Origin of the sequence: Streptomyces sp. NPDC059355 (assembly GCF_042752335.1) — a bacterium.
In the GTDB taxonomy this organism is placed as follows: domain Bacteria; phylum Actinomycetota; class Actinomycetes; order Streptomycetales; family Streptomycetaceae; genus Streptomyces.
In genome coordinates, this window is sequence record NZ_JBHYXN010000008.1 from 141,816 (window position 1) to 165,244 (window position 23,429).

Sequence of the window (23,429 nt, forward strand, 5' to 3'; positions counted from 1 at the left end):
AACGCTCCGTATCGTTAACGGAACAAGGTTCCGGTTCAGCCATGATGGCAGACCGGGGGGCCGCCCACCAGGCCGCCCCCGTTGGCGACGGGCCGGACCCCTTTGACCGAAAGCGCGCAGAAACCGAACGGAAGGCACTCCCATGTCCGAATCGAACTCCGCGAACGCCCGGCAGAGCGCGGACGCCCCCACCACGGTGGTGTCCGCCAAGCCGGTCCTCCTGCCGGCCCCGGCCGGCCGCGGCGAGGACCTCCAGGTCCGCGTCAGCGCCCCCGCCACCGGCGGTGATCTGCCCGTCATCGTCTTCTCGCACGGCTTCGGCTGGTCGATGAACGGCTACGCCCCGCTCGCCGACCACTGGGCCGCGCGGGGCTTCGTGGTCGTCCAGCCCACCCACCTCGACTCCCGGACGCTCGCCATCCCACACGAGGACCCCCGTACGCCGCGGATCTGGCGCATACGCGTCGAGGACCTCACGCTCGCACTCGACGGGCTCGACGTCCTGGAAGCCGCCGTACCCGGTCTCGGCGGCCGCGTCGACCACGGCCGCGTCGCCGTGGCGGGCCACTCCTGGGGAGCCCAGACCGCGAGCACGCTGCTCGGCGCGCGGGTCCTGGACGCCGACGGCGTTCCCGGCGAGGACATGTCCGACCCCCGCGTCAAGGCGGGCGTACTGCTCGCCCTGCCCGGTCTGGGCGACAGCCTCACCCCGTTCGCCGCCGAGAACCTGCCCTTCATGAAGCCGTCCTTCGACACCATGACCACCCCGGCGCTCATCGTCGCCGGCGACAAGGACGACTCCGCGCTGTCCACCCGCGGGCCGGACTGGTTCACCGACCCGTACACCCACAGCCCGGCCGGCAAGAGCCTGCTCACCCTGTTCGGGGCCGAGCACTCGCTCGGCGGCATCCCGGGCACCGAGGTCGCCGAGACGACCGACGAGAGCCCCGCCCGCGTCGCCCTGCTCCGGCAGCTCACCACGGCCTACCTCCGCAGCGCCCTCGACCCCGGGGACACCGGCTGGAAGACGGCGGTCACCGCGCTGGAGAACGACCCCGACCCGCTGGGGACCCTGCGGAGCAAGTAGGAACCGGAGCCGGCCGCGGGCCGGAAAGCACCCCGGCTACCCCGCCGCGGCCCCGGCCCCCGCCCCCGGCCGGGCCCCGGCGGGCCGGAGCGCGCGCGAGCCGCCGATCGGAAGGTCCCAGAGGTCCTCCCGGGGCAGACCGGCCCGGGTCCAGGCCGCCCGGACCCGCTCCAGCGGTTCCGTCACCGGCTCCGCCGACAGTACGAACGTGCCCCAGTGCATCGGCGCCATCCTCCTCGCCCCCACGTCCCGGCAGGCCTGAACGGCCTCCTCCGGGTCGGCGTGGACATCCCTCAGCCACCACCTCGGCGCGTACGCCCCGATCGGCAGCAGCGCCAGGTCGATCCCCGGATGGCGCCGCCCGATCTCCCCGAACCAGTGCCCGTACCCGGTGTCCCCCGCGAAGTACACCTTCCCCGGCGTCCCGCCGGCCCGCACGTCGCTGAGCACCCAACCGCCCCACAGCGTCCGGCACGTGTCGAGCAACGACCGCTTCGACCAGTGATGCGCCGGGACGAACTCGAAGCGTACGCCGCCCAGTTCGGCGTACTCCCACCAGTCGAGCTCGGTCACCCGGCTGAAGCCGCGGCGCCGGCACCAGCGGGCCAGGCCGGCCGGGACGAAGAGCGGGGTGTGCCGGGGCAGCCGCTTGAGGGTGGGGGCGTCCAGGTGGTCGTAGTGGTTGTGGCTGATCACCACCGCGTCCACCGGCGGCAGTTCCTCCCAGCGCACGCCGACCGGGGTCATCCGCGCCGGCGTGCCGAGGATGCGCCGTGACCAGACCGGGTCGGTCAGCACGGTCAGCCCGCCGATCCGCAGCACCCAGCTGGCGTGCCCCGCCCAGGTGGCGCAGAGCGTCCCGGGGCCGGCCACGGGCAGCGGGGCGGGGGCGTACGGGAGGTCGGGGATGCCGCGCAGCCCGTCGGGGCCGGGCCGGAACGCGCCCTCGCGCGCGAGCCGGGCGAAGGCCAGCACCCCGGGCAGCGGGGTGGTCAGCCGGTCGGCGAAGGACCGCGGCCAGCTCCGCACCTCCCCCAACGGCCGCGGCCCGGCGGGGCCGGGGCCCGGGCGGCCGGACACGGGGCGGGGCGTCAGGCGGGGCGCTGTGTCGCGGTGGGGCGCGGCCTCGCGGTGCGGCCCGGTGCCGCGGTGGGGCGCGGCACCGCGGCGGGCCGTTGCCGCGAGGTCCGCGGTCGCGAGGTCCGCGGTCGTGGGGCCCGCGGTCGTGGGGCCCGGAGGTGCGGGGGTGTCCGTCCGATCCCTCATGAAGAGCTCTCCGTTCACCGCACAGCGGGCTCGTATCGGTCAGGTCATGAGCTCAGTGCGGCAAGGACCGATCCGAGCAGGTCCAGGGAGCGCCGTACGTGCGGGAGGCCGAGGGGGTCGGGCGCGGTGAGCGCGGCGAGCCGCTCCTGCGGGGTGGCGCCGAGCAGCGGGCCCGTCGACAGGCGGACCCGCAGCGCGCCCAGCTCGTCGGCGAAGCGCTGCCCGCCCGGGGTGGGCGCGCCGAGCCGGCCGCCCAGGTAGTCCTCCAGCTCCATCGCGTCGCGGACCCCGTGCCGGGCCAGTCCGGCGCGCAGCGGGGACAGGTCGGCGTACAGGTGGCGCCCGGCCTGCGGCGGCCGGGCGAGCGCGCCGGCGGCCAGCAGCTCCCGGTGGGCGGCCGCGGCCACCACCCCGTGCAGCGCCGCTGCGGCGTAGGCGCGCCCGGCGACGGCGTCCGGTTCGTCGAGCGCGTACGCCGCGGCCCCGGCGACCGGGCCCGCCACCAGGGCCCCGGTCGCGGTGAGGATGTCGAGGGTGCGGGCCCGCAGCCAGGTGCCGCGCGGGGTGCCGGGGAAGCGGACCACGGCCGCGGGCCACCCGGCGGGCAGCAGCGCCCCGGACAGGTCGAGGAGTACGGCGGCCTGGTCGGGCAGCATCTCGGCGGGGCTCAGGACGAGGGTGTCGTGCGGCCGGTGGACGGTGTCGCGCCAGCTCTCGTCGCTGACGACGAACAACCCGGCGTCCCCGGCGGCCTCGCAGGCCTCGCGCAGCATTTCGGGCGGGGGCACGGTCGCCGTCGGGTCGTCGGCCACGGACAGCAGCAGCACGCGCGGGTCGCCTCCCTCGGCGCGCACCCTCCGTACGGTCTCCAGCAGGGCGTACGGATCCGGGATGCCACCGCACTCGGCCGGGGTCGGCACGTGGTAGGCCCGCCGCCCCAGCAGCCGGACCTGTGGGGTCCACCATGCGGGACACGGCCGGGGCAGCATCACATCGCCGCCGTACGCGCCGAGCAGCGCCAGCAGCAGGGCGGGAGCGCCGGGCCCGGCGGCCACGTTCTCCGGCGCGGTGGGCAGCCCGCGTCGGCTCCAGTGCCGGCAGGCGGCCTCGCGTACGGGCTCCCCGCCGCCCGGGGGTTCCGGGGCGGACCGCTCCGCGGCGGCGGCGATCACGGCGGTGAGCTCGGGGAGCACGGGCAGGCCGGGCTGGGGCGCGGGCGGCCCGTAGCGGACCGGACCGCGGCCCTCCGCCGTGCGCTGCGTCCCCGGCACCTCGCCCCGCCTTCCCCGTTCCGTATCCGTATCCGTATCCGTACCGACGACCCGATCGGCCATGCCCTTTATACGGCGATTCGCGTGGGCACGCCTGTTGTCGTCCCCCGGCGGGCGGCAGGGGCTCAGCCCTTCCTGCCCACCAGCGCCAGCAGCCGGGTCTGGGCGTTCGCGCCCGCCGGTATGTCCAACGGCTCGGCGAACATGCCGCTGGCCGCGAGCCCGTCGGCGTACGGCATGACCTCCTTGAGGGCGAACTCGACCAGACCGTCCGGCAGCCGGTCGTCGGCGCCGACGCCCCGCGAAAGGTCCCAGGCGTGCACGACGCAGTCGGCGGTCAGCTCCGCGCAGTACGCCCGGCCCAGGGCCGGTCCGTACGAGAGCCGGACCGTGCGGTCCAGCGCCCCGGGCGCGGTGAACGCGGCGTGCGCGGCGCCCGACGCCCGCTCCCAGGCGGCGGCCGGGTCCTCGCCGAGCACGTCGCCGGAGAACGCGTCGCCGATCTCCTCGACGGTCCGCCCCTCGGTGACCATCGGCGGGATCCAGAGCTGCTCTCCGGTGACGTGGTTGACCAGGTCGCGGACGGTCCATTCCGTACAGGGGGTCGGGGCGCCCCATTGGCCGTCCCCGACGGCGCGCACCCGCTCACCGAAGAGCCGCAGGGCCTCGGCGTGCTGTTCGAGCAGCGTGTCCGGCATGGCTCTCACCGTCCTCTGCCAGGGGACCGGATCTCTGGAGCCCACTGTCCTCGCCCCTCCCTCCCCCTGCCACCGACCCATAGACCACCCTTGCCCCACAAGGGTGTTGTCCACATGTCAAAACAGATATCTCATCCACCGAACCAATCCCCTACGGTGATCACAACGCTTCGACGACGAGGAGGAGTCGGCTCATGAGTGCCGAGGAGACGAAGGAAACCGCCGTCTACACGCACGGGCACCACGAATCCGTACTGCGCTCGCACCGCTGGCGCACTGCGGCGAACTCGGCGGCTTACCTGATCGGTGAGCTGCGGCCGGGGATGTCGGTGCTGGACGTGGGCTGCGGCCCGGGCACCATCACGGCGGACCTGGCGGAACTGGTCGCGCCCGGCGGCCGGGTGACGGCGGTCGACGCGGCGCGGGACGTCCTGGAGCAGGCGGCGGAGTACGCGGCGGGGCGCGGCCTGACCGACGCGGTCGCCTTCGCCACCGCGGACGTCCACGCACTGGACTTCGCGGACGACTCCTTCGACGTGGTCCACGCCCACCAGGTGCTCCAGCACGTCGGCGACCCCGTACGGGCGCTGCGCGAGATGCGCCGGGTGTGCCGGCCGGGCGGCATCGTGGCGGTCCGGGACGCGGACTACGCGGCGATGACCTGGTATCCGGCCGAGCCGGGCCTGGACGACTGGCTGGACCTGTACCGCCGCGTGGCCCGCGCGAACGGCGGCGAACCGGACGCCGGGCGCCGCCTGCTGTCCTGGGCGCGGGCGGCCGGTTTCACGCAGGTGGCCTCGTCGGCGACGGCCTGGTGCTACGCCACCCCGCAGGAGACCGCGTGGTGGTCCTCCCTGTGGGCGGACCGTACGACGGCCTCGCCCTACGCCTCCCTCGCGACGCGCGAAGGCCACGCGACCCCGGCCGGCCTGACCGCCGTCGCCGAGTCCTGGCACCGCTGGGCCGCCTCCCCGGACGCCTGGTTCTCGGTCCTGAACGGAGAAATCCTGGCCCGGGCCTGAGCCCGCCCCGGCGCAAAGCCGCGGAGCGCGCCGAGGAGGGCGGGGGAGCCCCCGGATTTGGGCGCTTGACCCGGAGGTGGTTGGCTTGCCGCGACGAGCGGACACAACTGCTGGAGGAACAGCTATGGCGCAGGTCGAGGCCACCACGGAGCGGATCATCGCGGCTGACGCGGAGACCGTGTTCGACGCGCTGGCGGACTACACCGGGACCCGGGGGAAGCTGCTGCCCGAGCACTTCAGCGAGTACGAGGTGCGCGAGGGCGGCGACGGCGAGGGCACCCTCGTCCACTGGAAGCTCCAGGCCACCAGCAAGCGCGTACGCGACTGCCTGCTGGAAGTCACCGAGCCGACCGACGGCCAGCTCGTGGAGAAGGACCGCAACTCCACCATGGTCACCACCTGGGTCGTCACACCGGCCGGTGAGGGCGAGTCCAAGACCGTGGTCACCACCGTCTGGAACGGCGCCGGCGGCATCGGCGGCTTCTTCGAGCGCACCTTCGCCCCCAAGGGCCTGGGCCGCATCTACGACACCCTGCTGGACAACCTGGCCACCGAAGTCGAGGGCTGAGCAAGGCGGTTGCCCCGGGCCGGCGCTGCTGTCGGCACTGCTGTCGGCGTTGCTGCCGGCACCGCCTGCGGCACTGCCGCCCGCGCCGGGCGGCTCACCGGATCGGGTGGATTTCCCGGCCGATGCGAGACGCCGGCCCGGGCGTGGCCCCGGGCCGGAGCGAGCCCCGGCGGCTAGGCTGGACGCCTGCGCGGAAGCAGCGTGCAGGTCCGCCCGGACGCCTTCGTCGGGGTCGGCCGCCCTGCGGTGACGCGCCGTGCGCAGCCGACCGCCCGGGGGGCCCGATGAAGATCCTCGTCTCCGCCGACATGGAAGGCGCCACGGGCGTCACCTGGCCCGGCGACGTACTGCCCGGCACCCCCCAGTGGGAGCGCTGCCGCCCCATGTTCACCTCCGACGTGAACGCGGCCGTCCTCGGGTTCCTCGACGGCGGCGCCGACGAGGTCCTCGTCAACGAGGCCCACTGGACCATGCGGAACCTGCTCCTCGAACAACTCGACGAGCGGGCCGAGCTGCTCACCGGCCGCCACAAGACCCTCTCCATGGTCGAGGGGGTCCAGCACGGCGACGTCGACGGCATCGCGTTCGTCGGCTACCACACGGGCGCCGGCTCCGAGGGGGTCCTCGCGCACACCTACCTCGCCAACTCCATCACCGGGGTCTGGCTGAACGGCACCCGCGCGAGCGAGGGGCTGCTCAACGCGCACGTCGTCGCCGAGTACGGAGTGCCCGTCATCCTCGTCACCGGCGACGACCTGACCTGCGTCGACGCCGACGGCTACGCGCCGGACGCGATGAAGGTCGCCGTCAAGGACCACGTCTCCCGCTACGCCGCCGTCTGCCGCACCCCGGCCCGTACCGCCGCCGACATCCGGAACGCCGCCAAGCAGGCCACGGCCCTCGCCGGGCGCCGGGATCCCGTGCGCGGCGGTCCGTACACCGTGGAGCTGGAGTTCGACGCCGTGCACCTGGCGATGTCCGCCACCGTCGTCCCGGGCGTCGAACGCTTCGGGGAGCGCAGGGTCGCGTACACCACCGAGACGATGTACGAGGGGATCCGCGCCTTCAAGGCGGTCACGACGGTCGTCTCGGCGGCCGTGGAGGAGCAGTATGGCTGACATGCCCGCAGTCACCCAGGAGTCCGCGGCGGACCGGAAGTCCCCCGTCGACCAGGTCGCGCTCGACGAAGCCGTCGAGTTCACCTCCGGTCTGATCCGCATCGACACCACGAACCGGGGCGGCGGCGACTGCCGCGAGCGCCCCGCCGCCGAGTACGTCGCCGAGCGGCTCGCCGCGGCCGGCCTGGAGCCGGTCCTGCTGGAGCGCACGCCCGGCCGCACCAACGTGGTGGCCCGGATCGGGGGAACCGACCCCGGCGCCGAGGCCCTCCTCGTCCACGGCCACCTCGACGTGGTCCCCGCCGAGGCGGCCGACTGGAGCGTGGACCCCTTCTCCGGGGAGATCCGCGACGGGGTGGTCTGGGGCCGCGGCGCCGTCGACATGAAGAACATGGACGCGATGGTGCTGGCCGCCGTACGGGCCTGGGCGCGGGCGGGCGTCCGGCCGCGCCGGGACATCGTGATCGCCTACACCGCCGACGAGGAGGACAGCGCGGTCGACGGCTCGGGCTTCCTCGCCGACCGGCACGCGCACCTCTTCGAGGGCTGCACGGAGGGCCTGAGCGAATCCGGCGCCTTCACCGTGCACAACGGCCCCGGCCAGGCCCTCTACCCGATCGCGGCCGGCGAACGCGGCACCGCCTGGCTGAAGTTGACCGCCCGGGGCGCGGCCGGCCACGGCTCCAAGCCCAACCGGGCCAACGCCGTCAGCCGGCTCGCCGGCGCCGTGGCCCGGATCGGCGAGTACCGCTGGCCCGTCCGGCTCACCGACACCGTCGCCGCCTGCATCACCCGTCTCGCCGCGCTCCAGGGCCTGTCGGTCGATCCCCGCGCTCGCGGCTTCGATCTCGACGCGGTCCTCGGCAAGCTCGGCCCGGCCGGGCTCCTCGTCGAGGCGACCGTGCGCAACAGCGCCAACCCGACCATGCTCAGCGCCGGTTACAAGCTCAACGTCATCCCGGGTACGGCCACCGCGTATGTGGACGGCCGGACGCTGCCCGGCACCGAGGCCGAGTTCATCGCCACCCTCGACGAGCTCACCGGCCCCGACGTCACCTGGGAGTTCCACCACCGCGAGGTGGCTCTCGAAGCCCCCGTGGACGGGCGGACGTTCGGGATCCTGCGCGAGTCCGTGGAACGCTTCGACCCCGAGGGGCACGTGGTGCCGTTCTGCATGGCGGGCGGCACCGACGCCAAGCAGTTCTCCCGGCTCGGGATCACCGGCTACGGCTTCTCCCCGCTGAAGCTGCCGCCCGGCTTCGACTACTGGTCCCTCTTCCACGGCGTCGACGAGCGGGTCCCCGTCGACGCCCTGCACTTCGGAGTGCGCGTCCTCGACCACGCCCTGCGGACCCTGTGATGGTGATTCTGTGATGGCGGTGCCGACCGGGCCCTACGGAAGCTGGCCCTCGCCCCTGGACGCGGCCGTCGCCGCCTCGCTCGACGGGCGGCCCGAGTACGTGGGCACCGTCGGCCCCGAAGTGTGGTGGACCGAGCCCCGCCCCGCGGAGGGCGGCCGCCGCGCCCTCGTGCGCCGGCCCGCCGACGGCGCCGAGGCCTCGGTGCTGCCCGCCCCGTGGAACGTCCGCAGCCGGGTCACCGAGTACGGCGGCCGGCCCTGGGCGGGTACCGAACGCCCTTCGGGCGGGCCCTTGTTGGTCTTCGTCCACTTCGCCGACCAGCGGATGTACGCGTACGAGCCCGACGCGCCCGGCCAGGGCCGCGTCCCGCGGCCCCTCACCCCCGTCTCCGCGGTCGGCGGCGGACTGCGCTGGGCCGACCCCGTCCTGCGCGACGGCGAAGTCTGGTGCGTGCTGGAGGAGTTCACCGGACCGGCGCCGACCGACGTGCGCCGGGTGCTGGCCGCCGTACCGCTGGACGGCTCGGCCGCCGAGGACCGCTCCCTCGTACGCGAACTCGGCGACGACCGGCACCGGTTCACCACCGGACCGCGGCTCTCCCCCGACGGGCTGCAGGCGGCCTGGCTGGTGTGGGACCACCCGCGGATGCCGTGGGACGGCACCGAGGTGCGGGTGGCCGAGGTCCGGCCCGACGGGACGCTGGCCGGGGCCCGGACCGTGCTCGGCGGCCCCGAGGAGGCCGTCGCCCAGGTGGAGTGGGCCTCCGGCGGGGACCTGCTCGCCGTCAGCGACCGCAGCGGCTGGTGGAACCCGTACCGCGTGGACCCGGCGACCGGCGAGGCCGTCAACCTGTGCCCGCGCGAGGAGGAGTTCGGCGGCCCGCTGTGGAAGCCCGGGCTGAGCTGGCTGGCCCCGCTCCCCGGAGGGCTCGTCGCCGTCCTGCACGGCCAGGGCTCCTCCGTCCTCGGCGTCCTCGACCCGGAGACCGGCGACCTGGTGGACGCCGCCGGGCCGTGGACGGCCTGGCAGCCGACGCTCGCCGCGTACGGCAACCGCGTGTACGGGGTCGCGGCCAGCCCGCGCAGCGCCTACGAGGTGGTCGAGCTCGACGTCGAGGACGGTCACGCGCGGGTGGTCGGCGCGGCCGGGGTGGACCCGGTGGACCCCTCGTACTACCCCGAACCGCAGAGCCGGACCTTCCTCGGCCCGGGCGGCCGCGAGATCCACGCCCACATCTACCCGCCGCACCACCCCGCGCGCCGGGCCCCCGCCGACGAGCTGCCCCCGTACGTGGTGTGGGCGCACGGCGGCCCCACCGACCACGTGCCGCCCGTACTCGACCTGCACATCGCGTACTTCACCTCGCGCGGCATCGGCGTGGCTGAGGTGAACTACGGGGGCTCCAGCGGCTACGGGCGCGCCTACCGGGAGCGGCTGCGCGAGCAGTGGGGCGTCGTGGACGTGGAGGACTGCGCGGCGGTGGCCCGGGCACTGGCCGCCGAGGGCACCGCCGACCCGGCCCGGCTCGCCATCCGCGGCGGCAGCGCGGGCGGCTGGACGGCGGCGGCCTCGCTGGCGGCCACCGACCTGTACGCGTGCGGGACGGTCATCTACCCCGTGCTGGACCTGCTGGGCTTCGCCGAGGAGACCCACGACCTGGAGTCCCACTACATCGACGGCCTGGCGGGGCCCCCGCAGACCCTGGCCGTACGGTGCCGGGAGCGCTCGCCGCTGGCCCGCGCCGGGCGGATCACCGCACCCTTCGTGCTGCTGCAAGGGCTGGAGGACCCGGTCTGCCCGCCGGCCCAGGCCGAGCGCTTCCTGGCGGCGCTGCGGGGACGGCCGGTGCCGCACGCGTACGTCGCCTTCGAGGGCGAGGGCCACGGATTCCGCAGGGCGGACACCATGATCCGCGCGCTGGAGGCGGAACTCTCCCTGTACGCGCAGGTGTTCGGCATCGAGCGGACGGACGTCCCGCGGCTGACCCTGGAGCCGAGCACGGCAGCGGAGCCGGAACAGCCCTAGGGCCTAACCGGTGGGGAGGTCCAGCCCGGTGTAGACCTGGTTGAGCACGGTGGGCAGCAGGGCCTGGGCGGTGGTCCGGCCGTCGGGGGCCACGGTGAGGTTCGTCCAGATCACGAGCGTGACGTCGTTGGCCGGATCGTGGCCGATGAAGGAGTTGAAGCCCGGGAGTTCGCCGCCGTGGTAGTACATCGCGGCGTTCGGGCCGAAGCGCTGGTGGGCGATGCCGTAGCCGTACTCCTGGCCGTCGGGCGCGGCCGGGTCCTCGGCCTGCGGGCTGTGGAGCCACTGCTGTTGGGACGCGGGGTCCAGGACCTTTCCCGTCACGAGGGACCGGATCCAGGTGGCCAGGTCGTCGGCGGTGGAGACGGCCCCGCCGGCGGCGGTGGCGTAGGAGGGGTTCTGGCGGGTGTAGTCCACGGGCCGGAGCTTCCCGGTCCGCGCCGCCTCGCGCATCGAGGCGGAGTACGGGTCGTCGGCCAGGGCGTAGGCCGAACCGCCGTACATGTAGCCGTGCGCGGAGGGCTCGGGCAGCGAGCGGTCGTCCGCGGCCGGCAGGAAGGTCCCCTTCAGCCCGAGCGGGGTGAACAGCCGGTCCCGGAACTGCCGGGCCAGGGGCCGGCCGCCGGCCTTCTCCGCCACCAGGCCCAGCAGGGCGTAGTTGGTGTTGGAGTACTCGTAGGAAGCGCCGGGCGCGAAGTTCGGCGGATGCCGGAAGGCGATGGCCAGGACCTGCTGCGGTGTCCAGGCCTTGCCCGGGTCGGCGTCCAGCGTCGCCGCGAGTTCGGGGGCGCCGGTGTAGTTGTAGAGGCCGCTGCGCATCTTCAGGAGTTCGGCGAGGCTGATGTGTTCGCCGTTCGGCACCCCCGGGACATAGGCGGACACCGGGTCGGTCAGCCGGAGCTTGCCGTCCTGGGCGAGGAGCATGATCAGCGCTGCCGTCATGGTCTTGGTGTTGGAGGCGATCCGGAAGTGGTCTCCCGTGTCCGGGGGTGTGGCCTTGCCCAGCTCCGAGGTGCCGACGATCGCCCGGTACGTGCCCTGCGGGGTGCGCAGCAGCACCACCGCGCCGGGGACCGTCAGCTTCTTCGCCGCCCGGTCGACGGCGGCCTGGAAGGCGGCCTGCTTGATCGGCTTCAGGGGCGACGGGATGCGGGTGGGTGCGGGGGCGGTCATCGTCGCCGCGGGGACGGGAGTGGGCGACGGGCCGGCACGCGCCACGGCGAGTGCGGCCGAGCCGAGCGGAGAGCCGCCCCACGCGATCAGGAGGGCGGCGCAGGGCGCCAGCAAGGCCGTACGCCGACGCGATCGGGAGGATCTCATGCACTCACCCCAACCCGATTTGGGCAGAATCATCCAAATTTTAGCAGCGCGTCCGGAACCAGGCCGCCCCAAAGGCCCACCGGCCGCGGAGCAGGCGGGACTTTGGGGACACGGACACCCTCTAAGCCGTGTGCAGCCAGATGCGGAGCGGGCCCAGTGGGGTGAAACCGTGGCGGAGGGCCGTGTCCAGATCCTCCCCGGACTCGTAGCCGACGACCGGGAGGCCGGGCCAGAGCTCCGCGAGGGCTGCGAGGGCGCCCGCCCAGGCCTCGTCGTCGGGGGTGCCGTCCGCCGTGAAGACGTTGGAGAGGCCGACGACCGCGCCCGTACGGTTGGCGGCGGCCCCGGCGAGGATGCGCCCGTCCGCCGACCTCCCGGCCAGGAAGGCGATCTCCGGCGCGAGCAGGCCCGGGTGGAAGAGGCCCGTGCCCTCCCCGCCGCCCCACGCCGCCTCCCAGCCGGCCAGCTCCCCGGCGTCCGCGACGCGGGTCCAGGCCAAAGCAGTAGCCGGCACGGCCGGAGCCGGGGCGTCCGCCGGCCGGTGGATCCACTCGGCGCCGAACAGCACCTCGAAGCCCGCCGGGGCCAGGTCCAGCGCGGCGAAGCTGTCCTTGACGGAGCAGCCGGGGGACCCGGTGTCCATCGCGGCCAGCAGCGCCTCCGCCGAGGCCTCCCTGGTCAGGGTCACGCCGTCGGGGTAGTACGTCGGGGTGCGGCGCGCGCTGGTCCACGCGTCGGCCGCGAACGCGCCGCCCCCGCTCACCGCCGCGCACCACTCCGCGTTGTTGCGTACGGCCGCGCGCAGCAGTTCTTCGGTGTCCTTCTCGATGATCACCCGGGGTAGCCTGCCACAGCTCATAGCCTGGGGGGATGTCATATTCCACGTACCTCCGCGAGGGGGAGCACGTCGGGCTGCGGCCCTTCCGGCTGGCCGACGGCCCCGAGTTCACCGCACGCGTGCACGAGAGCCGGCACCTCCACCACCCCTGGCTGAACCCACCGGCGACGGCCGAGGAGTACGAGGCGTACGCGACACCGCTCATCGAGGGCGCCGGCCGGGTGGGCTTCCTGGTGTGCGAGCGCGGGACCGGGGCCATCGCCGGCTTCGTCAACATCAACAACATCGTCCACGGGGCCTTCGACTGCGGTGCGCTCGGCTACGGCGCCTTCGCGCACGCCGCCGGGCGGGGCCTGTTCCGCGAGGCGCTGGGGCTCGTCGTGGCGCAGGCCTTCGCCGCCGAGGACGAGGGCGGTCTGGGTCTGCACCGCCTGGAGGCCAACATCCAGCCGGGCAACGCGGCCTCGCTCGCGCTGGTCCGCGGAGCCGGTTTCCGGCAGGAGGGGTTCTCGCCGGACTTCCTCTTCGTCGACGGCGCCTGGCGCGACCACGAACGCTGGGCGATGACCGCCGAGATGCCCGGCGCGTAGCGCTCCGGCCAGGGCTTTGCGTAATCCTGACCGGTGGTGATCCGCGGAACCCCTGTGCACCGGCCGCCCCGGCGTGTTCCATTTCCTGCATGGCCACCACCGTCCGCCGCGCCGTACTGAACCTGCCCGCAGCCCCGTTGGGCCCCGAGAACCCGCTGCCCGTACTGCGCGCGCCCGTCGACGCGCACACGCTCGACGAGCTCCCCCGGCTACCGCCGGGAGGTGCCCCCTGGCGCGAGGGGCTGCCGCGCGACATGGCCCGGCAGATCGGGTACGAGCCGTTGCACTCGCTGCTGCCCGTACGGCTGCGGGACGGGTACCGACGGAGCAGGCGGGAAGGCGAGTTCGAGGCGATCGTCCTCGAGAACGCGCACCTGCGGGTCACGGTGCTGCCCGGACTCGGCGGCCGCGTCCACTCGCTCGTCCACGTGCCCACCGGCCGGGAACTCCTCTACCGAAACCCGGTGTTCCAGCCCGCCAACTTCGCCCTCAACGGCGCCTGGTTCTCGGGCGGCATCGAGTGGAACATCGGCGCCACCGGCCACACCACCCTCTCCTGCTCCCCGTTGCACGCCGCACTCGTACCGGCGCCCGACGGGGGCGTCATGGTCCGGCTCTGGGAGTGGGAGCGGCTGCGCGACCTCCCCTTCCAGGTGGACCTGTGGCTGCCGCAGGACTCGGAGTTCCTGTACGTCGGCGTGCGCGTCCGCAACCCGCACGAACGGACCGCCCCCGTGTACTGGTGGTCCAACATCGCCGTCCCGGAGGATCCCGGCACGCGGGTGCTCGCCCCCGCCGACGAGGCCTGGCACTTCGGGTACGAGCGCACGCTGCGGCGGATCCCCGTACCGCGTTGGGAGGACGAGGACCGCACGTACCCGCTGCGCAGCGAGTACCCGGCCGACTTCTTCTACGAGGTCCCGGACGGGGCCCGGCCGTGGATCGCGTCGCTCGACGCCGAGGGGCGCGGGCTCGTCCAGACCTCCACGGCCCTGCTGCGCGGGCGCAAGCTGTTCGTGTGGGGCTCGGGGGAGGGCGGCCGGCGGTGGCAGGAGTGGCTGACCGAGCCCGGCACCGGCGGCTACGCCGAGATCCAGGCGGGTCTCGCCCGGACCCAGCTGGAGCACGTGCGGCTGGAGGCCGGGTCGGAGTTCAGCTGGCTGGAGGCGTACGGACCGCTGGCCGCGGACCCGGGGCCGGTGCACGGCCCCGACTGGGCGTCGGCCCGCTCCGCCGCCGAGGCGGCCCTGGCGGCCGCACTGCCCCGGGAGCGGGTCGAGGAGGCGTACGAGGCGTGGCGCGGGGCCGCCGACACCGAACCCGGGGAGCGGCTGGCGGCGGGCTCGGGCTGGGGTGCGCTGGAGGTGCTGTGCGGCGGGTACGAGCTGCCCGGCACCCCGTTCGACGAGACGGGGCTCGGCGAGGCCCAGGCACCCTGGCTGGAGCTGTGGCGCACCGGGGTCTTCCCCGCCCCGCGGCGGGTGGCGCCGCCGGGGCCCAGCCTGGTCGCCCCGCACTGGCGGGACATGCTGGAGACGGCCCCGGCGGATCCGCTGACCGAGTACCACCTGGGCGTGGCCCAGTGGCACGCGGGTGATGTGGCGCAGGCGGTGCGCAGCTGGGAGCGCGGGCTGGCGCTGGCGCCCTCGCGGTGGCCGCTGCTGCGCTGCCTGGCGGTGGCGGACGCGCTGGCCGGCGATCCGGCGCGGGCGGCGCAGCGGTACGCCGAGGCCTTCGAGGACCTGGCCGAGGAGAGCCGGGGCGGCGAGCCGTGGACGGCCGCGGAGTCCGCGCTGGGGCGGGAGGCGATGACGACGCTGCTGGCGGCCGGCCGGCTGCCGGCGGCGCGGGCGGTGTGGGACCGGCTGCGGCCGGCACTGCGCGAGGAGGGCCGGTTCCGCCTGCTGGCGGCGCGGCTGCTGGCGGCGGAGGGCCATGTGGGCGCGGCCCGCCGGGTGTTCGAGGACGGCTTCGAACTCCCGGACCTGCGCGAGGGCGACGAGATCCTGTCGGAGGTCTGGTCCCGCATAACGCACCGGCCGCTCCCCGCGACGTACGACTTCCGGATGCGCCCGCCGACGTAGATCCACGGCCCCTGGGGGACCGTGGGCGGGGGGCGTCGTTCGTCAGCGCGGCGCAATGGCGTTCAGGATCGCCGACGCGACGTGGTGGGCGGCGTTGCGGTGGCCCTGGGCGCCGGGGTGCGCAAGGGCCGGCCGGTCGTCGTCGAAGACGCCCTCATCCCTCCGTACTCCTTGCCCACCTCGGCCGGCCGGCCCGGGATGCTCGCGGGCGGTTCGTCCCTGCACGGCGTGCCCACGCCGCCACTGCCTCCTCCCGGCTCCAGACACGTGAGGAGGATGCCGGCGGTCCTGGGTCGTGGCGGCGCCGCAGCCGGCGCCGGCCACCCCGGCGGTGCACGAGTCGCCCAGGGCGACCCAAGCGCAGCCGGCCGCGGCCCCGGGTTGCGCCCCGACGAGTCGTACGGGGACCAGGGCCGGTCCGTCACCCCTCGCACGATCATGGGAACGTTTGTTCTATTCTCGGGGCCGAGACACCGAGGGAGGCGCTCATGCGCTGGGACAATCTGACGGACGGGCCCCGGGGTCCCGAGCGGGCGGGGGCGCTCTTCGGGGCCGCCTCCGTCGTCACGCGGACCTTCGACACCCCCGAGTTGCCCTCATAAGCATGTCTTCGGCCCTATCGTTGGCCGGGGAGCTAAGGGGAGGGTATGCAGCGCAAGCGCAATCGCGCGTCGTTGTACGTACGGCTGTCGATGAAGGCCGACGAGACGAACGCCAGTCTTGAGGGCATGATCTCGGAACTTCGCGAGCTATGCGCGAAGGAGGGGTTGGAAGAGGTTGCACTACACGTCGACGACGGCCTGTCCGGCGGGTTCCGTGATCGCCCCGAGTTCCAGGAATGGATCGCAGATGCCAGGCAGGAGCGGGCTGACGTCCTGGTAACCCCTCACGTGGATCGACTCACCCGCGAAGGGCTCAACGTAGCGGCGACGCTACTCGACGTCGTGGAGGGGAAGGACTCCCTCACCGGCAGGGTTGCACACGCACCCGTGCGACTCATGGACGCGAGAGGCATCGACAGTACCCACGGAGACGCGTTCCGCTTCAGGTTCGTCCTCCAGGCGGAGGTAGCCCGCAGCGAACGGGAACGAATGCGGGACCGGACACGCTCGTCGGTACGTCGCTTGCGCCGCAAAGGGCGATGGCCCGGGGGTACGCCGCCCTTCGGGTATCAGGTGGTGGACAACCCTGACGGGCCCGGCAAGTCGCTCGCAGTGGAGCCGGCCGAAGCCAAGGCGATCCAGGACGCCGCGAATCGCGTGCTGAGCGGCGACCCGCTCACACTCGTGTGCCGCGCCCTAAATCACGAAGGCGTCAAACCTCGACGAGCACGGGAGTGGAGCCGTGTCACCCTCACCAAGGTTCTGTGCGGTGACGCTGTCCTGGGGCGCGTGACCATCAACGGCGAGTTGCTACGCAACGAGGAGGGGGAGATCGCCGCGCCCTACGAAGCGATCTTGGCGCCGGAACAATCGGTTGCGATTCGCGCGGCGCTGAAGCCGGACCCGACGCGCCCGAAGGCAACAGGGAGGCACCCCGCGCGCATCCTTTCCGGCCTGCTGTCCTGCGTCGGATGCCCCACCCCTTTGACCGTGGCGCGACGTCAGGCCGGCGTGATCTACCGCTGCCAAACTCGCTCCCAGGGTGGCGTGTGCGAGCGCCCCGTGAGCATCTCAGCGCCCATGATCGAAGATCACGTGACGGGACTGTACTTGGCGTCGGTTGGGTGGCTCCCCTATTTCCGGGAGGAAGTGCGGGTGTCCAACGCCGCGGAGCTGTCGATTATCGAGTCGGACATTGCGGACGCGTTGAGGGAGCTAGCGTCAAGCGCGACAGCCGAAGGATTCACCCGGCTTCAGCGACTCCAGGAGCGCCGAGACAGGCTGACGGCTGAAGCTCCGGAGCGTCTCGTGACGCTGGTCGACAGTGGGCGAACATGCGAGGAAGTGTTCCGCGGCGCGCTGGTTGATGATCAACGAGCCATGCTCAGAGCCGCCTTCATGGAGATCGTCATCCTTGCTGGACGCAAGGGCCCCAAGCTGTTTGATCCGGAGCGCGTCCGGGTGCTGTGGACGCCCGACGATCCCGCGGACCAAGTGAACTAGCGCGGACACAGCCACACAACAGAGAGGCACCCGTCATGACTGACGGGTGCCTGCGTGCGCCTCACTCACCAACGGAGGCGGCAGACCAGGGACCGGCCGGCGGTCGCTCGGGAAGCGGCACCCCTGGCCGCCGCAGGTACCAGCGCACGAATTCGCGCAACACCTTGCCGCGGGGACTTCGGCCGTCGGGATGCATCGCCTTGGCGGCCGCTAGGAACGGCTCCCACTCGCCATCTGGCATGCGGACGCGGCGCGCAGGGTCGTACTCACTCTCATCAGGCATGGCGTCACGGTAGCGCACTTGTGGCCACAAAGCCACGACGCACAGCCCTTGCTTTGTGGCCACAAGAACCCTACGTTTGTGGCCACAAGACCGGCACGCAACAAACCCCCGCCGGACCGGGAAGTCAGTGACGGGGGCCTGTTGTCTCGTAGAGAGGCTCCATAGTGACACACACGACCGCCCTCACACCCGCCATGCTTGAAGGTCACGCTTGCGTCGAGTGCGCCAGCGAAGGCGGCGCCATGATCCCCGTCGGTACCGTCGACGGGGGGCAGATATTTGCTCACCCGGCATGCACGGCCGCAACCGACATCACCCCTGCCGCCCCCGTGCTCGTGATCGGGCCCACCTTGACCGAAGACGGCTATCAGGCGCTCCGCCGCTACGCCCGGACCGTCGCGGATCAGGTCGGCGCCCCGGCAACTTTCGCCAGCCACGATTACTACCGGACACAGGACTTTGGGGCCCTGTACCTGGCGCCGCTGGAGTGGGAGGCCGACGACTTCACCCCGCTGGTGCTCCTGGCCGAAGCGCTCGCCGCAGGCATCCCCGTCCACACTCCGCCGGCCGACGCCGGAGTCTGCGAGCTCTGCTCGGTAAAGCTGGAGGTCTACGTCGAACCGGGCCGCCACGGAGACATTCTGTGCGGGCAGTGCCGCTACCTAGACCTGTCGTGCCACCACTGCGGGGAGCCTGCCGACGATGACGACTTCATGGACGTCGTCGAAGCCGGCGAGACGTGGTGGCCGGTGCACGCCGGTTGTATCGACGAGGGGCGTCGCGTCCACGGCCCCCGCGCCTTCGTGACGGAGTAGCCGCTACAACGAGTAACCGACGGCCGGGCGTTCCCTTCGCGGGGGACGTCCGGCCGTTGCCGTCTCCGGCAGCCCGTGAGTCCGATTCGTCCGTTCCGCCCATCCGTCGCCACGTCACCCGTGTCCGAGTGACCAAACCGGCGCGAAGTTTGACCCTGCTATTTCCGCAGGTCAGGCGCCGAATCAGGGTCGAAAGGGCCAAACTAGCCCCTTACTTCCAACTTCTCTCTAACGCGCTATAGAAGAGTTGGAAGTAGGGGGTCAGTTTGTAATTCCGGCATCGATTCGGCCCTGTCGACGAGCGCGGAGGGCGGCGCGTCGACGAGGGGCGGACAGGGTGGACGAGGCGAGCCTCAGGAGGCCGTAGGCGGGCCCGTGGGGCACTTTGGCGGCCCAGATGGGGCTAGGGCGCGACTTGGATCGTGCGGCCCTTAGGTGGCCGCTCAGGGCTTTCGGGTGATCGGGGGTCAAATTGGCTGGGGCGGAGCGTCGTCACGCTGGGTCACGATCGACTGTGCGGCCGACGACCAGCGTGTTTCGCAGCGATATTCGAAGTGCGCCCCGCGCGGTCCCACAGGAGGTGAACGGGTGGGATATAGCGCCAACATCCCCGATATCTCAAATGCTGGGCATTGCGTAACGACTCCGTAACCATATCGGGGACGAATGCCTCAGAATCGCTATTTGGTGCAGGCCTCCCCCCATAACCCTAGTAGCGAGGGAAAACGCGTAGGCGAGTGGCGCGGCGCTGACCCTCTTCATGATCGCGTGGACCGGCCGCCTTTCCCGGTGCACGCTGGCCCCTGCGACGTCGAGCCTGCTGCGTTGAGGCGTTTCTCTCCTCCGCGCTCCGCGGCTGGCTCCGTCGCAGGGACCTCTGACTTTCGAAGCGCCGTCCAGTGGACGGCGCTTTCCATTTGCCCCTAATTCGACAGGAAGTCGAGACGACAGACAGGAATCACAATGGCCGACGTGCCCACCCCACCCAAGCCAGACGACCGCCCGTGCACATGGTGCGGTCGTCTGCTCCCGCGGGACATCCGTTTCTTTGGCCGCGACGTCATGGGGCGCCAGGGCCTCTCCGCCAGGTGCCGCGACTGCCGCGCAGCGATCGCGCGCGAGAACTACGCCCGCACGTCGGCCGACGTCCTAGAACGCAGGCGCCAGGCGCGTATCGCGCGGGCGGAGATGTTCCGGGACTCGCCCCAGCGGAACGCCGTTTAGGCGCCCACGCAGACCCCTTCCCGAGCCCCTGCCGTTTGGCGGGGGCTGACTCATTTTCTGAGAGAGGCACCATGAACAACAATCCTGAGTTCCGCGCAGCGTGGAGCGTCGTCCCTGACGTCGTCCACGCGGAGACGCAGCTCCGAAAGCTGGAGGAGCGCCTGAAGACGCTGGGGAACGTCCAGAGCCCTGACGCTGCGCGGCGCAAGGTGTTTGACGACGCGACGGCAGCGCTGCGGGACGGCGCAGACTTCCCCGACCACATCGGTAAGCGTGGCGCGGACGCCTACCGCGATGCCCTGGAGGCATCGTCGGAGGCCATGGGGCTCCAGGTAGGCATTACGAGCATCCGGGGCCACCTGGAGTACCTGCGTATCTCCGACGGCGCGGAGACGGCCCTTGAGGCGCTGGGGAAGCGGCTGAAGGAGTTCCTGGCGGAAGTGAAGAAGCCTGCCGCAGATCTGAAGGGCGCGCGGTCCGCGGAAGAGGCCATCGCTGCGGGCGGCAATGCTCCCGACGCGTGGCGGCTGCTGACGTCGATGCTCGGGACGCTGCGGAACATTCGCGCGGCGCAGTTCGAGATCCTGAAGGGGCTCGGCGACGGCCACAGGCTCCAAACACTCCGCCTGAAGGGCCACTTCGAGGCAGCGGGCATTACGCCGGGCAGCGTTCCTGACGACGTCCTTCACGCCATGACGTCGGGACAGTACACCGTGCCCTACCTCGTCTATATCTCGGACCTTCCGAACGTATGGGTGCCGACCAGCTTCGAGGAGTTGGAGGCGGAGGACATCGTCGACGCCGGCACGCCGGATGACTCCGTAGTCGACTACAGCCCACACGTCACGCAGATTTCCCCGCCGCCCGCGCCTGCGCTGACCGGCGCTGAGCACACCCCCGTAATTGCCCTCCGATAGGAATCATCGTGAACGAACCAACACCCGCCCAGCTTGAAGCCGGCACTGCCAACGGCCTGACGCCCGCACAGTGCAGCTGGCTGCGCGGAGAAACGCCGGAGGAGCTCGCCGCAGACGCCGTTGCGGTCCTGGCGCAGTTCGCCCCGCCCCCTCCTTCTGCACCGCGCGTCGGGGGTCCGCGAGGGGTCGACGTAGGCAGCAGTGGTGCCCGCGGATCCATGGCTGCTGGCGCCGCCGCGTACCGCGAGCGTCACGGGCTCGACGAGGACGGGCAGCGGCCGGAGCGAAAGCCGGTGCCGGCCGAGGGCCGCAATCCATACGCGGTACCTACCTACCAAATGGAGCGCTGAACAGGATGATCACCGAGTACGTACAGAGCATCAAGAACACCGCGCTCGCGCTGCACGGGACCACAGTCGTAGTGAACCTGATCGGCGGACAGTCGCTGACGGGGACGCTGGCGTACGTCATGGCAGCCCCCAATGGGCCATATACGACGAATCCGTACCCTCTGCACTGACCGTCACGGTGTCGACGAAGCTGCACACGGTCCGTCTGGACCACATCAGTTCGATCGGCCAGGGCTAGACGTGCTGCCCCGGGTGTGAGCCCGGGGCGACGCCCTACCTACGACGCCAGAAATGCATCAGCTCTGCCAAGGCGCGGATGATCTCCGGCCTGTGCTGAGCGGGCGCGCGTCGCAGTGCAATGGCAAGCGCCGTCAGGATGCCCACCATCAACAGTCCGACGATGTATGTCAGGACCATGGGCGCGCTTACCGCCACTGGCTCTAGAACAGCCCACATTGAAGTTCTCCACAGAGGAAGGGCAGCCGCCTGCGTGGAGGATGCGTGGCCGCAACTACCCCAACGAGGCAGGCTACTGGCCGGCCATGACCACGGCGCCGCGCTCGCCATGTCCGCCGTCGTGGCGGTCCGTTGGGGTCGCTAGACCCGGAATTGGTGCTGCCGTGCAATGGGGCGCGGGGAACGGCCGGCGAATACCCTGCGGCCGGAAGCACACGACATCTTGGTCTCAGCGGCCAACCGGAGGATTGGCGACGTCGTCTCGGCAAGTGCGAGCGTGGGTGCTGTCCGCCAGTCTACGGGTAGCTGAGCCTCGCGCCGGCTTCACAGCCAAGATCAACTAAGTCGAATGATCTCGGTTCCAAGATCCAATTTCATGATCGTTACCAGGGGGTAACCCCAAGATCGAAAATCTTGAAGACCGTCAAGGTGCTGGTCGTCGCGTTCTGTACGGGTCTGGGGGATGCCGTCAAGGCGCCCGCAGGGGCCCGCTGGAGCGCCGATTCCGGGCCGGCTGGACTGTTTTGACCCCCGGAACGGGAGGTGGGCATACGGAAGCTCGGTCAGCTACTTCAATGAATCATTGCAGGTCAGCGGACAGAAAGCGTTCGCGGCCGGTAGGATGGACCACATGAAGACGATGCCTCGGATGTGCGAACACTGCGCCGCACCCCTGCCGATGATGGCTCGTCAGCACGCGCGCTTCTGTGACACGCGTTGCCGCTCGAAGGCGCATCGCGCCGCGAAGGCGGACGCCACGCCTCACGAGCTTCGAACCCGCGACAGGTGGATTCGACGCTCCGGGGACAAGATCCCGTTGACGGTCGCCGGCATGGCTGCCTCGTCGACGGACCCGCGGACCTGGAGCACGCACACGGACGCTGCCGCCTCGTCGGCCGGCGTCGGTTTGGGGTTCGTCCTCTCCGACGAGGACGACATCGTCTGTATCGACCTGGACCACTGCTTGAACCCGCTTACGGGCCGCCTGGCGCCGTGGGCCGCAGCCGTCGTTCGCGACGCGGGCGCCACCTACGTAGAGGTGTCCCCGTCTGGTGACGGACTGCATATCTGGGGCCGCGCGTACGTCCGACAGGGACGCCGCATTCGACGCCCCGACGGTACGGCCGTGGAGATCTACGGGACCGGCCGCTACATCGCAATGACGGGGCGCCGACATGGCAACGCCCCGTCATTGCTTACGGATGTGAGCACCCTCATTGGCCGGCTGACGACGACTTGTTGACCCGACTAGGGTCGGGCCCCCGGATCTCGTCTCGCAGCGAGCGGATTGCGCGAACTGCTCGCTCTGCTTCCTTGCAGACGGCGGGAACCTTCCGAAGCGCAGCGACCAACACCCATGCCCCAGCGCCGACCGACGCCACGAAAAACGCCGCCTGCCCGTAGATATCCATCCGGTCCTTTAGCCCTTCATAGAGGGGTCGGACCGGGTGCGCACACTCGGTCCGACCACATGTCTGTGGTCTGAACCGAGAAGTGCGTCCGACGGATCGTCCCCCTGGAGTGGGGGACCGCAGTTCTCGACAGTAGTACTCATGTCGGTGAGGTCTGGGTGGCATGCCGCCGAAGAGCGTCGGATCCTTTGGCGGGCTCCCGGGGGTGAACCCGCCAGGAGAGGCAAGGGTGGGCTTGTGAGCTCGCCCCTGCGGATTCATCCTAACACATGCCTGTTGGCGCACAGTTGATCGTTTGTCAAGTATCTGCGAAGGAGGTTCCATGGCCGGACGAGGCCCCGCCCCGAAGGACCCGGCGCGTCGACGCCGGCGCAATGCCGCGGATCCGGAGACGGTGATCACCCCCGACGCACGCGAGTGCACGACGGGCGTCGTCGACGCCATCGGCATCGACTGGTCGGCCTGACGCGCCTGCTCGCCACTATCAGGCCCCTAGCGACGTCGCTAGGGGCCTCTTCTATGCCCTCTGAGAGGCCCTCATGATGAAAGCCGGCCGCTGTCTGCGGCCCACGTGCCGATTTACGGCCCTGCCAGTCCTGACGGAGGGCGGCGGGTTGAC

The 23,429-nt window shown here is 71.9% G+C and carries 19 protein-coding genes; 14 read left to right on the forward strand and 5 right to left on the reverse strand.

All coding sequences use genetic code 11. From position 1 onward, the window contains the following. The first annotated feature begins 142 nt into the window (after window positions 1-142). Entirely contained in the window at window positions 143-1,087 is a 945-nt protein-coding gene (locus tag ACFXGI_RS10675) for an alpha/beta hydrolase family protein (RefSeq protein ID WP_384705056.1), read from the forward strand. A gap of 36 nt (window positions 1,088-1,123) precedes the next feature. On the opposite strand, the gene ACFXGI_RS10680 is transcribed toward ACFXGI_RS10675, so the two are convergent. The 3 genes from ACFXGI_RS10680 to ACFXGI_RS10690 all read right to left on the reverse strand — a co-directional run bounded on the left by ACFXGI_RS10680 (window position 1,124) and on the right by ACFXGI_RS10690 (window position 4,322). Beyond that, on the reverse strand, window positions 1,124-2,353 hold the full coding sequence (locus ACFXGI_RS10680) for an MBL fold metallo-hydrolase (protein ID WP_384705057.1): 1,230 nt from the start codon (window positions 2,351-2,353) through the stop codon (window positions 1,124-1,126). A gap of 44 nt (window positions 2,354-2,397) precedes the next feature. Next, window positions 2,398-3,687, reverse strand: a complete 1,290-nt coding sequence (locus ACFXGI_RS10685; RefSeq protein ID WP_384705058.1) for an aminotransferase class I/II-fold pyridoxal phosphate-dependent enzyme — start codon at window positions 3,685-3,687, stop codon at window positions 2,398-2,400. Window positions 3,688-3,749: 62 nt separating this feature from the next. Continuing rightward, the gene (locus tag ACFXGI_RS10690; RefSeq protein WP_384705059.1) at window positions 3,750-4,322 is read right to left on the reverse strand and encodes a TIGR03086 family metal-binding protein; all 573 of its coding nucleotides are present in this window, start codon (window positions 4,320-4,322) and stop codon (window positions 3,750-3,752) included. 194 nt (window positions 4,323-4,516) lie between these two features. Here ACFXGI_RS10690 and ACFXGI_RS10695 point away from each other — a divergent pair, with 194 nt between their 5' ends. From ACFXGI_RS10695 to ACFXGI_RS10715, 5 genes are all read left to right on the forward strand, one after another. Beyond that, window positions 4,517-5,344: a methyltransferase domain-containing protein gene (locus ACFXGI_RS10695; RefSeq protein ID WP_384705060.1), complete on the forward strand. Its 828-nt coding sequence runs from the start codon at window positions 4,517-4,519 to the stop codon at window positions 5,342-5,344. Window positions 5,345-5,468: 124 nt separating this feature from the next. Further along, the gene (locus tag ACFXGI_RS10700; protein WP_384705061.1) at window positions 5,469-5,912 is read left to right on the forward strand and encodes an SRPBCC family protein; all 444 of its coding nucleotides are present in this window, start codon (window positions 5,469-5,471) and stop codon (window positions 5,910-5,912) included. Between the two features lie 284 nt (window positions 5,913-6,196). Further along, a complete protein-coding gene (locus ACFXGI_RS10705; RefSeq protein ID WP_384705062.1) occupies window positions 6,197-7,030 on the forward strand; it encodes a M55 family metallopeptidase in 834 nt (277 codons plus the stop codon). Window position 7,031: 1 nt separating this feature from the next. Further along, a complete protein-coding gene (locus tag ACFXGI_RS10710; protein ID WP_384705063.1) occupies window positions 7,032-8,390 on the forward strand; it encodes a M20/M25/M40 family metallo-hydrolase in 1,359 nt (452 codons plus the stop codon). A gap of 13 nt (window positions 8,391-8,403) precedes the next feature. Then, window positions 8,404-10,416 (forward strand): prolyl oligopeptidase family serine peptidase, encoded by a 2,013-nt coding sequence (locus ACFXGI_RS10715; protein WP_384705064.1) that lies wholly within the window; start codon window positions 8,404-8,406, stop codon window positions 10,414-10,416. A 3-nt stretch (window positions 10,417-10,419) separates the two neighbouring features. Here the strand turns inward: ACFXGI_RS10715 and ACFXGI_RS10720 are convergent, their stop codons facing one another. Continuing rightward, entirely contained in the window at window positions 10,420-11,736 is a 1,317-nt protein-coding gene (locus ACFXGI_RS10720) for a serine hydrolase domain-containing protein (RefSeq protein WP_384705065.1), read from the reverse strand. 121 nt (window positions 11,737-11,857) lie between these two features. Further along, entirely contained in the window at window positions 11,858-12,595 is a 738-nt protein-coding gene (locus ACFXGI_RS10725; protein ID WP_384705126.1) for a hypothetical protein, read from the reverse strand. Between the two features lie 11 nt (window positions 12,596-12,606). Between ACFXGI_RS10725 and ACFXGI_RS10730 the strand changes: the two genes are divergently transcribed. From ACFXGI_RS10730 to ACFXGI_RS10765, 8 genes are all read left to right on the forward strand, one after another. Next, entirely contained in the window at window positions 12,607-13,164 is a 558-nt protein-coding gene (locus ACFXGI_RS10730) for a GNAT family N-acetyltransferase (protein ID WP_384705066.1), read from the forward strand. Between the two features lie 89 nt (window positions 13,165-13,253). Continuing rightward, window positions 13,254-15,248 carry a DUF5107 domain-containing protein gene (locus ACFXGI_RS10735; RefSeq protein ID WP_384705067.1) on the forward strand — a complete coding sequence of 665 codons (1,995 nt, stop codon included), beginning with the start codon at window positions 13,254-13,256 and terminating at the stop codon, window positions 15,246-15,248. A 647-nt stretch (window positions 15,249-15,895) separates the two neighbouring features. Next, entirely contained in the window at window positions 15,896-17,353 is a 1,458-nt protein-coding gene (locus ACFXGI_RS10740; protein ID WP_384705068.1) for a recombinase family protein, read from the forward strand. Between the two features lie 525 nt (window positions 17,354-17,878). Then, window positions 17,879-18,451, forward strand: coding sequence for a hypothetical protein (locus ACFXGI_RS10745; protein WP_384705069.1), 573 nt, complete (start codon window positions 17,879-17,881; stop codon window positions 18,449-18,451). A 1,295-nt stretch (window positions 18,452-19,746) separates the two neighbouring features. Further along, window positions 19,747-20,592 (forward strand): hypothetical protein, encoded by an 846-nt coding sequence (locus ACFXGI_RS10750; protein ID WP_384705070.1) that lies wholly within the window; start codon window positions 19,747-19,749, stop codon window positions 20,590-20,592. Window positions 20,593-20,947: 355 nt separating this feature from the next. Then, window positions 20,948-21,112, forward strand: a complete 165-nt coding sequence (locus tag ACFXGI_RS10755; RefSeq protein WP_384705071.1) for a hypothetical protein — start codon at window positions 20,948-20,950, stop codon at window positions 21,110-21,112. 917 nt (window positions 21,113-22,029) lie between these two features. After that, entirely contained in the window at window positions 22,030-22,641 is a 612-nt protein-coding gene (locus tag ACFXGI_RS10760) for a bifunctional DNA primase/polymerase (protein ID WP_384705072.1), read from the forward strand. Between the two features lie 491 nt (window positions 22,642-23,132). After that, window positions 23,133-23,276 (forward strand): hypothetical protein, encoded by a 144-nt coding sequence (locus ACFXGI_RS10765; protein WP_384705073.1) that lies wholly within the window; start codon window positions 23,133-23,135, stop codon window positions 23,274-23,276. Window positions 23,277-23,429 lie beyond the last annotated feature (153 nt).

What these genes read in the sequence shown, in the direction of transcription:
- ACFXGI_RS10675 (WP_384705056.1), top strand. Translation starts at nt 143, where the DNA reads ATGTCCGAATCGAACTCCGCGAACGCCCGGCAGAGCGCGGACGCCCCC.
- ACFXGI_RS10680 (WP_384705057.1), bottom strand. Translation starts at nt 2,353, where the DNA reads ATGAGGGATCGGACGGACACCCCCGCACCTCCGGGCCCCACGACCGCG.
- ACFXGI_RS10685 (WP_384705058.1), bottom strand. Translation starts at nt 3,687, where the DNA reads ATGGCCGATCGGGTCGTCGGTACGGATACGGATACGGATACGGAACGG.
- ACFXGI_RS10690 (WP_384705059.1), bottom strand. Translation starts at nt 4,322, where the DNA reads ATGCCGGACACGCTGCTCGAACAGCACGCCGAGGCCCTGCGGCTCTTC.
- ACFXGI_RS10695 (WP_384705060.1), top strand. Translation starts at nt 4,517, where the DNA reads ATGAGTGCCGAGGAGACGAAGGAAACCGCCGTCTACACGCACGGGCAC.
- ACFXGI_RS10700 (WP_384705061.1), top strand. Translation starts at nt 5,469, where the DNA reads ATGGCGCAGGTCGAGGCCACCACGGAGCGGATCATCGCGGCTGACGCG.
- ACFXGI_RS10705 (WP_384705062.1), top strand. Translation starts at nt 6,197, where the DNA reads ATGAAGATCCTCGTCTCCGCCGACATGGAAGGCGCCACGGGCGTCACC.
- ACFXGI_RS10710 (WP_384705063.1), top strand. Translation starts at nt 7,032, where the DNA reads ATGCCCGCAGTCACCCAGGAGTCCGCGGCGGACCGGAAGTCCCCCGTC.
- ACFXGI_RS10715 (WP_384705064.1), top strand. Translation starts at nt 8,404, where the DNA reads ATGGCGGTGCCGACCGGGCCCTACGGAAGCTGGCCCTCGCCCCTGGAC.
- ACFXGI_RS10720 (WP_384705065.1), bottom strand. Translation starts at nt 11,736, where the DNA reads ATGAGATCCTCCCGATCGCGTCGGCGTACGGCCTTGCTGGCGCCCTGC.
- ACFXGI_RS10725 (WP_384705126.1), bottom strand. Translation starts at nt 12,595, where the DNA reads ATGAGCTGTGGCAGGCTACCCCGGGTGATCATCGAGAAGGACACCGAA.
- ACFXGI_RS10730 (WP_384705066.1), top strand. Translation starts at nt 12,607, where the DNA reads ATGTCATATTCCACGTACCTCCGCGAGGGGGAGCACGTCGGGCTGCGG.
- ACFXGI_RS10735 (WP_384705067.1), top strand. Translation starts at nt 13,254, where the DNA reads ATGGCCACCACCGTCCGCCGCGCCGTACTGAACCTGCCCGCAGCCCCG.
- ACFXGI_RS10740 (WP_384705068.1), top strand. Translation starts at nt 15,896, where the DNA reads ATGCAGCGCAAGCGCAATCGCGCGTCGTTGTACGTACGGCTGTCGATG.
- ACFXGI_RS10745 (WP_384705069.1), top strand. Translation starts at nt 17,879, where the DNA reads ATGATCCCCGTCGGTACCGTCGACGGGGGGCAGATATTTGCTCACCCG.
- ACFXGI_RS10750 (WP_384705070.1), top strand. Translation starts at nt 19,747, where the DNA reads ATGAACAACAATCCTGAGTTCCGCGCAGCGTGGAGCGTCGTCCCTGAC.
- ACFXGI_RS10755 (WP_384705071.1), top strand. Translation starts at nt 20,948, where the DNA reads ATGATCACCGAGTACGTACAGAGCATCAAGAACACCGCGCTCGCGCTG.
- ACFXGI_RS10760 (WP_384705072.1), top strand. Translation starts at nt 22,030, where the DNA reads ATGAAGACGATGCCTCGGATGTGCGAACACTGCGCCGCACCCCTGCCG.
- ACFXGI_RS10765 (WP_384705073.1), top strand. Translation starts at nt 23,133, where the DNA reads ATGGCCGGACGAGGCCCCGCCCCGAAGGACCCGGCGCGTCGACGCCGG.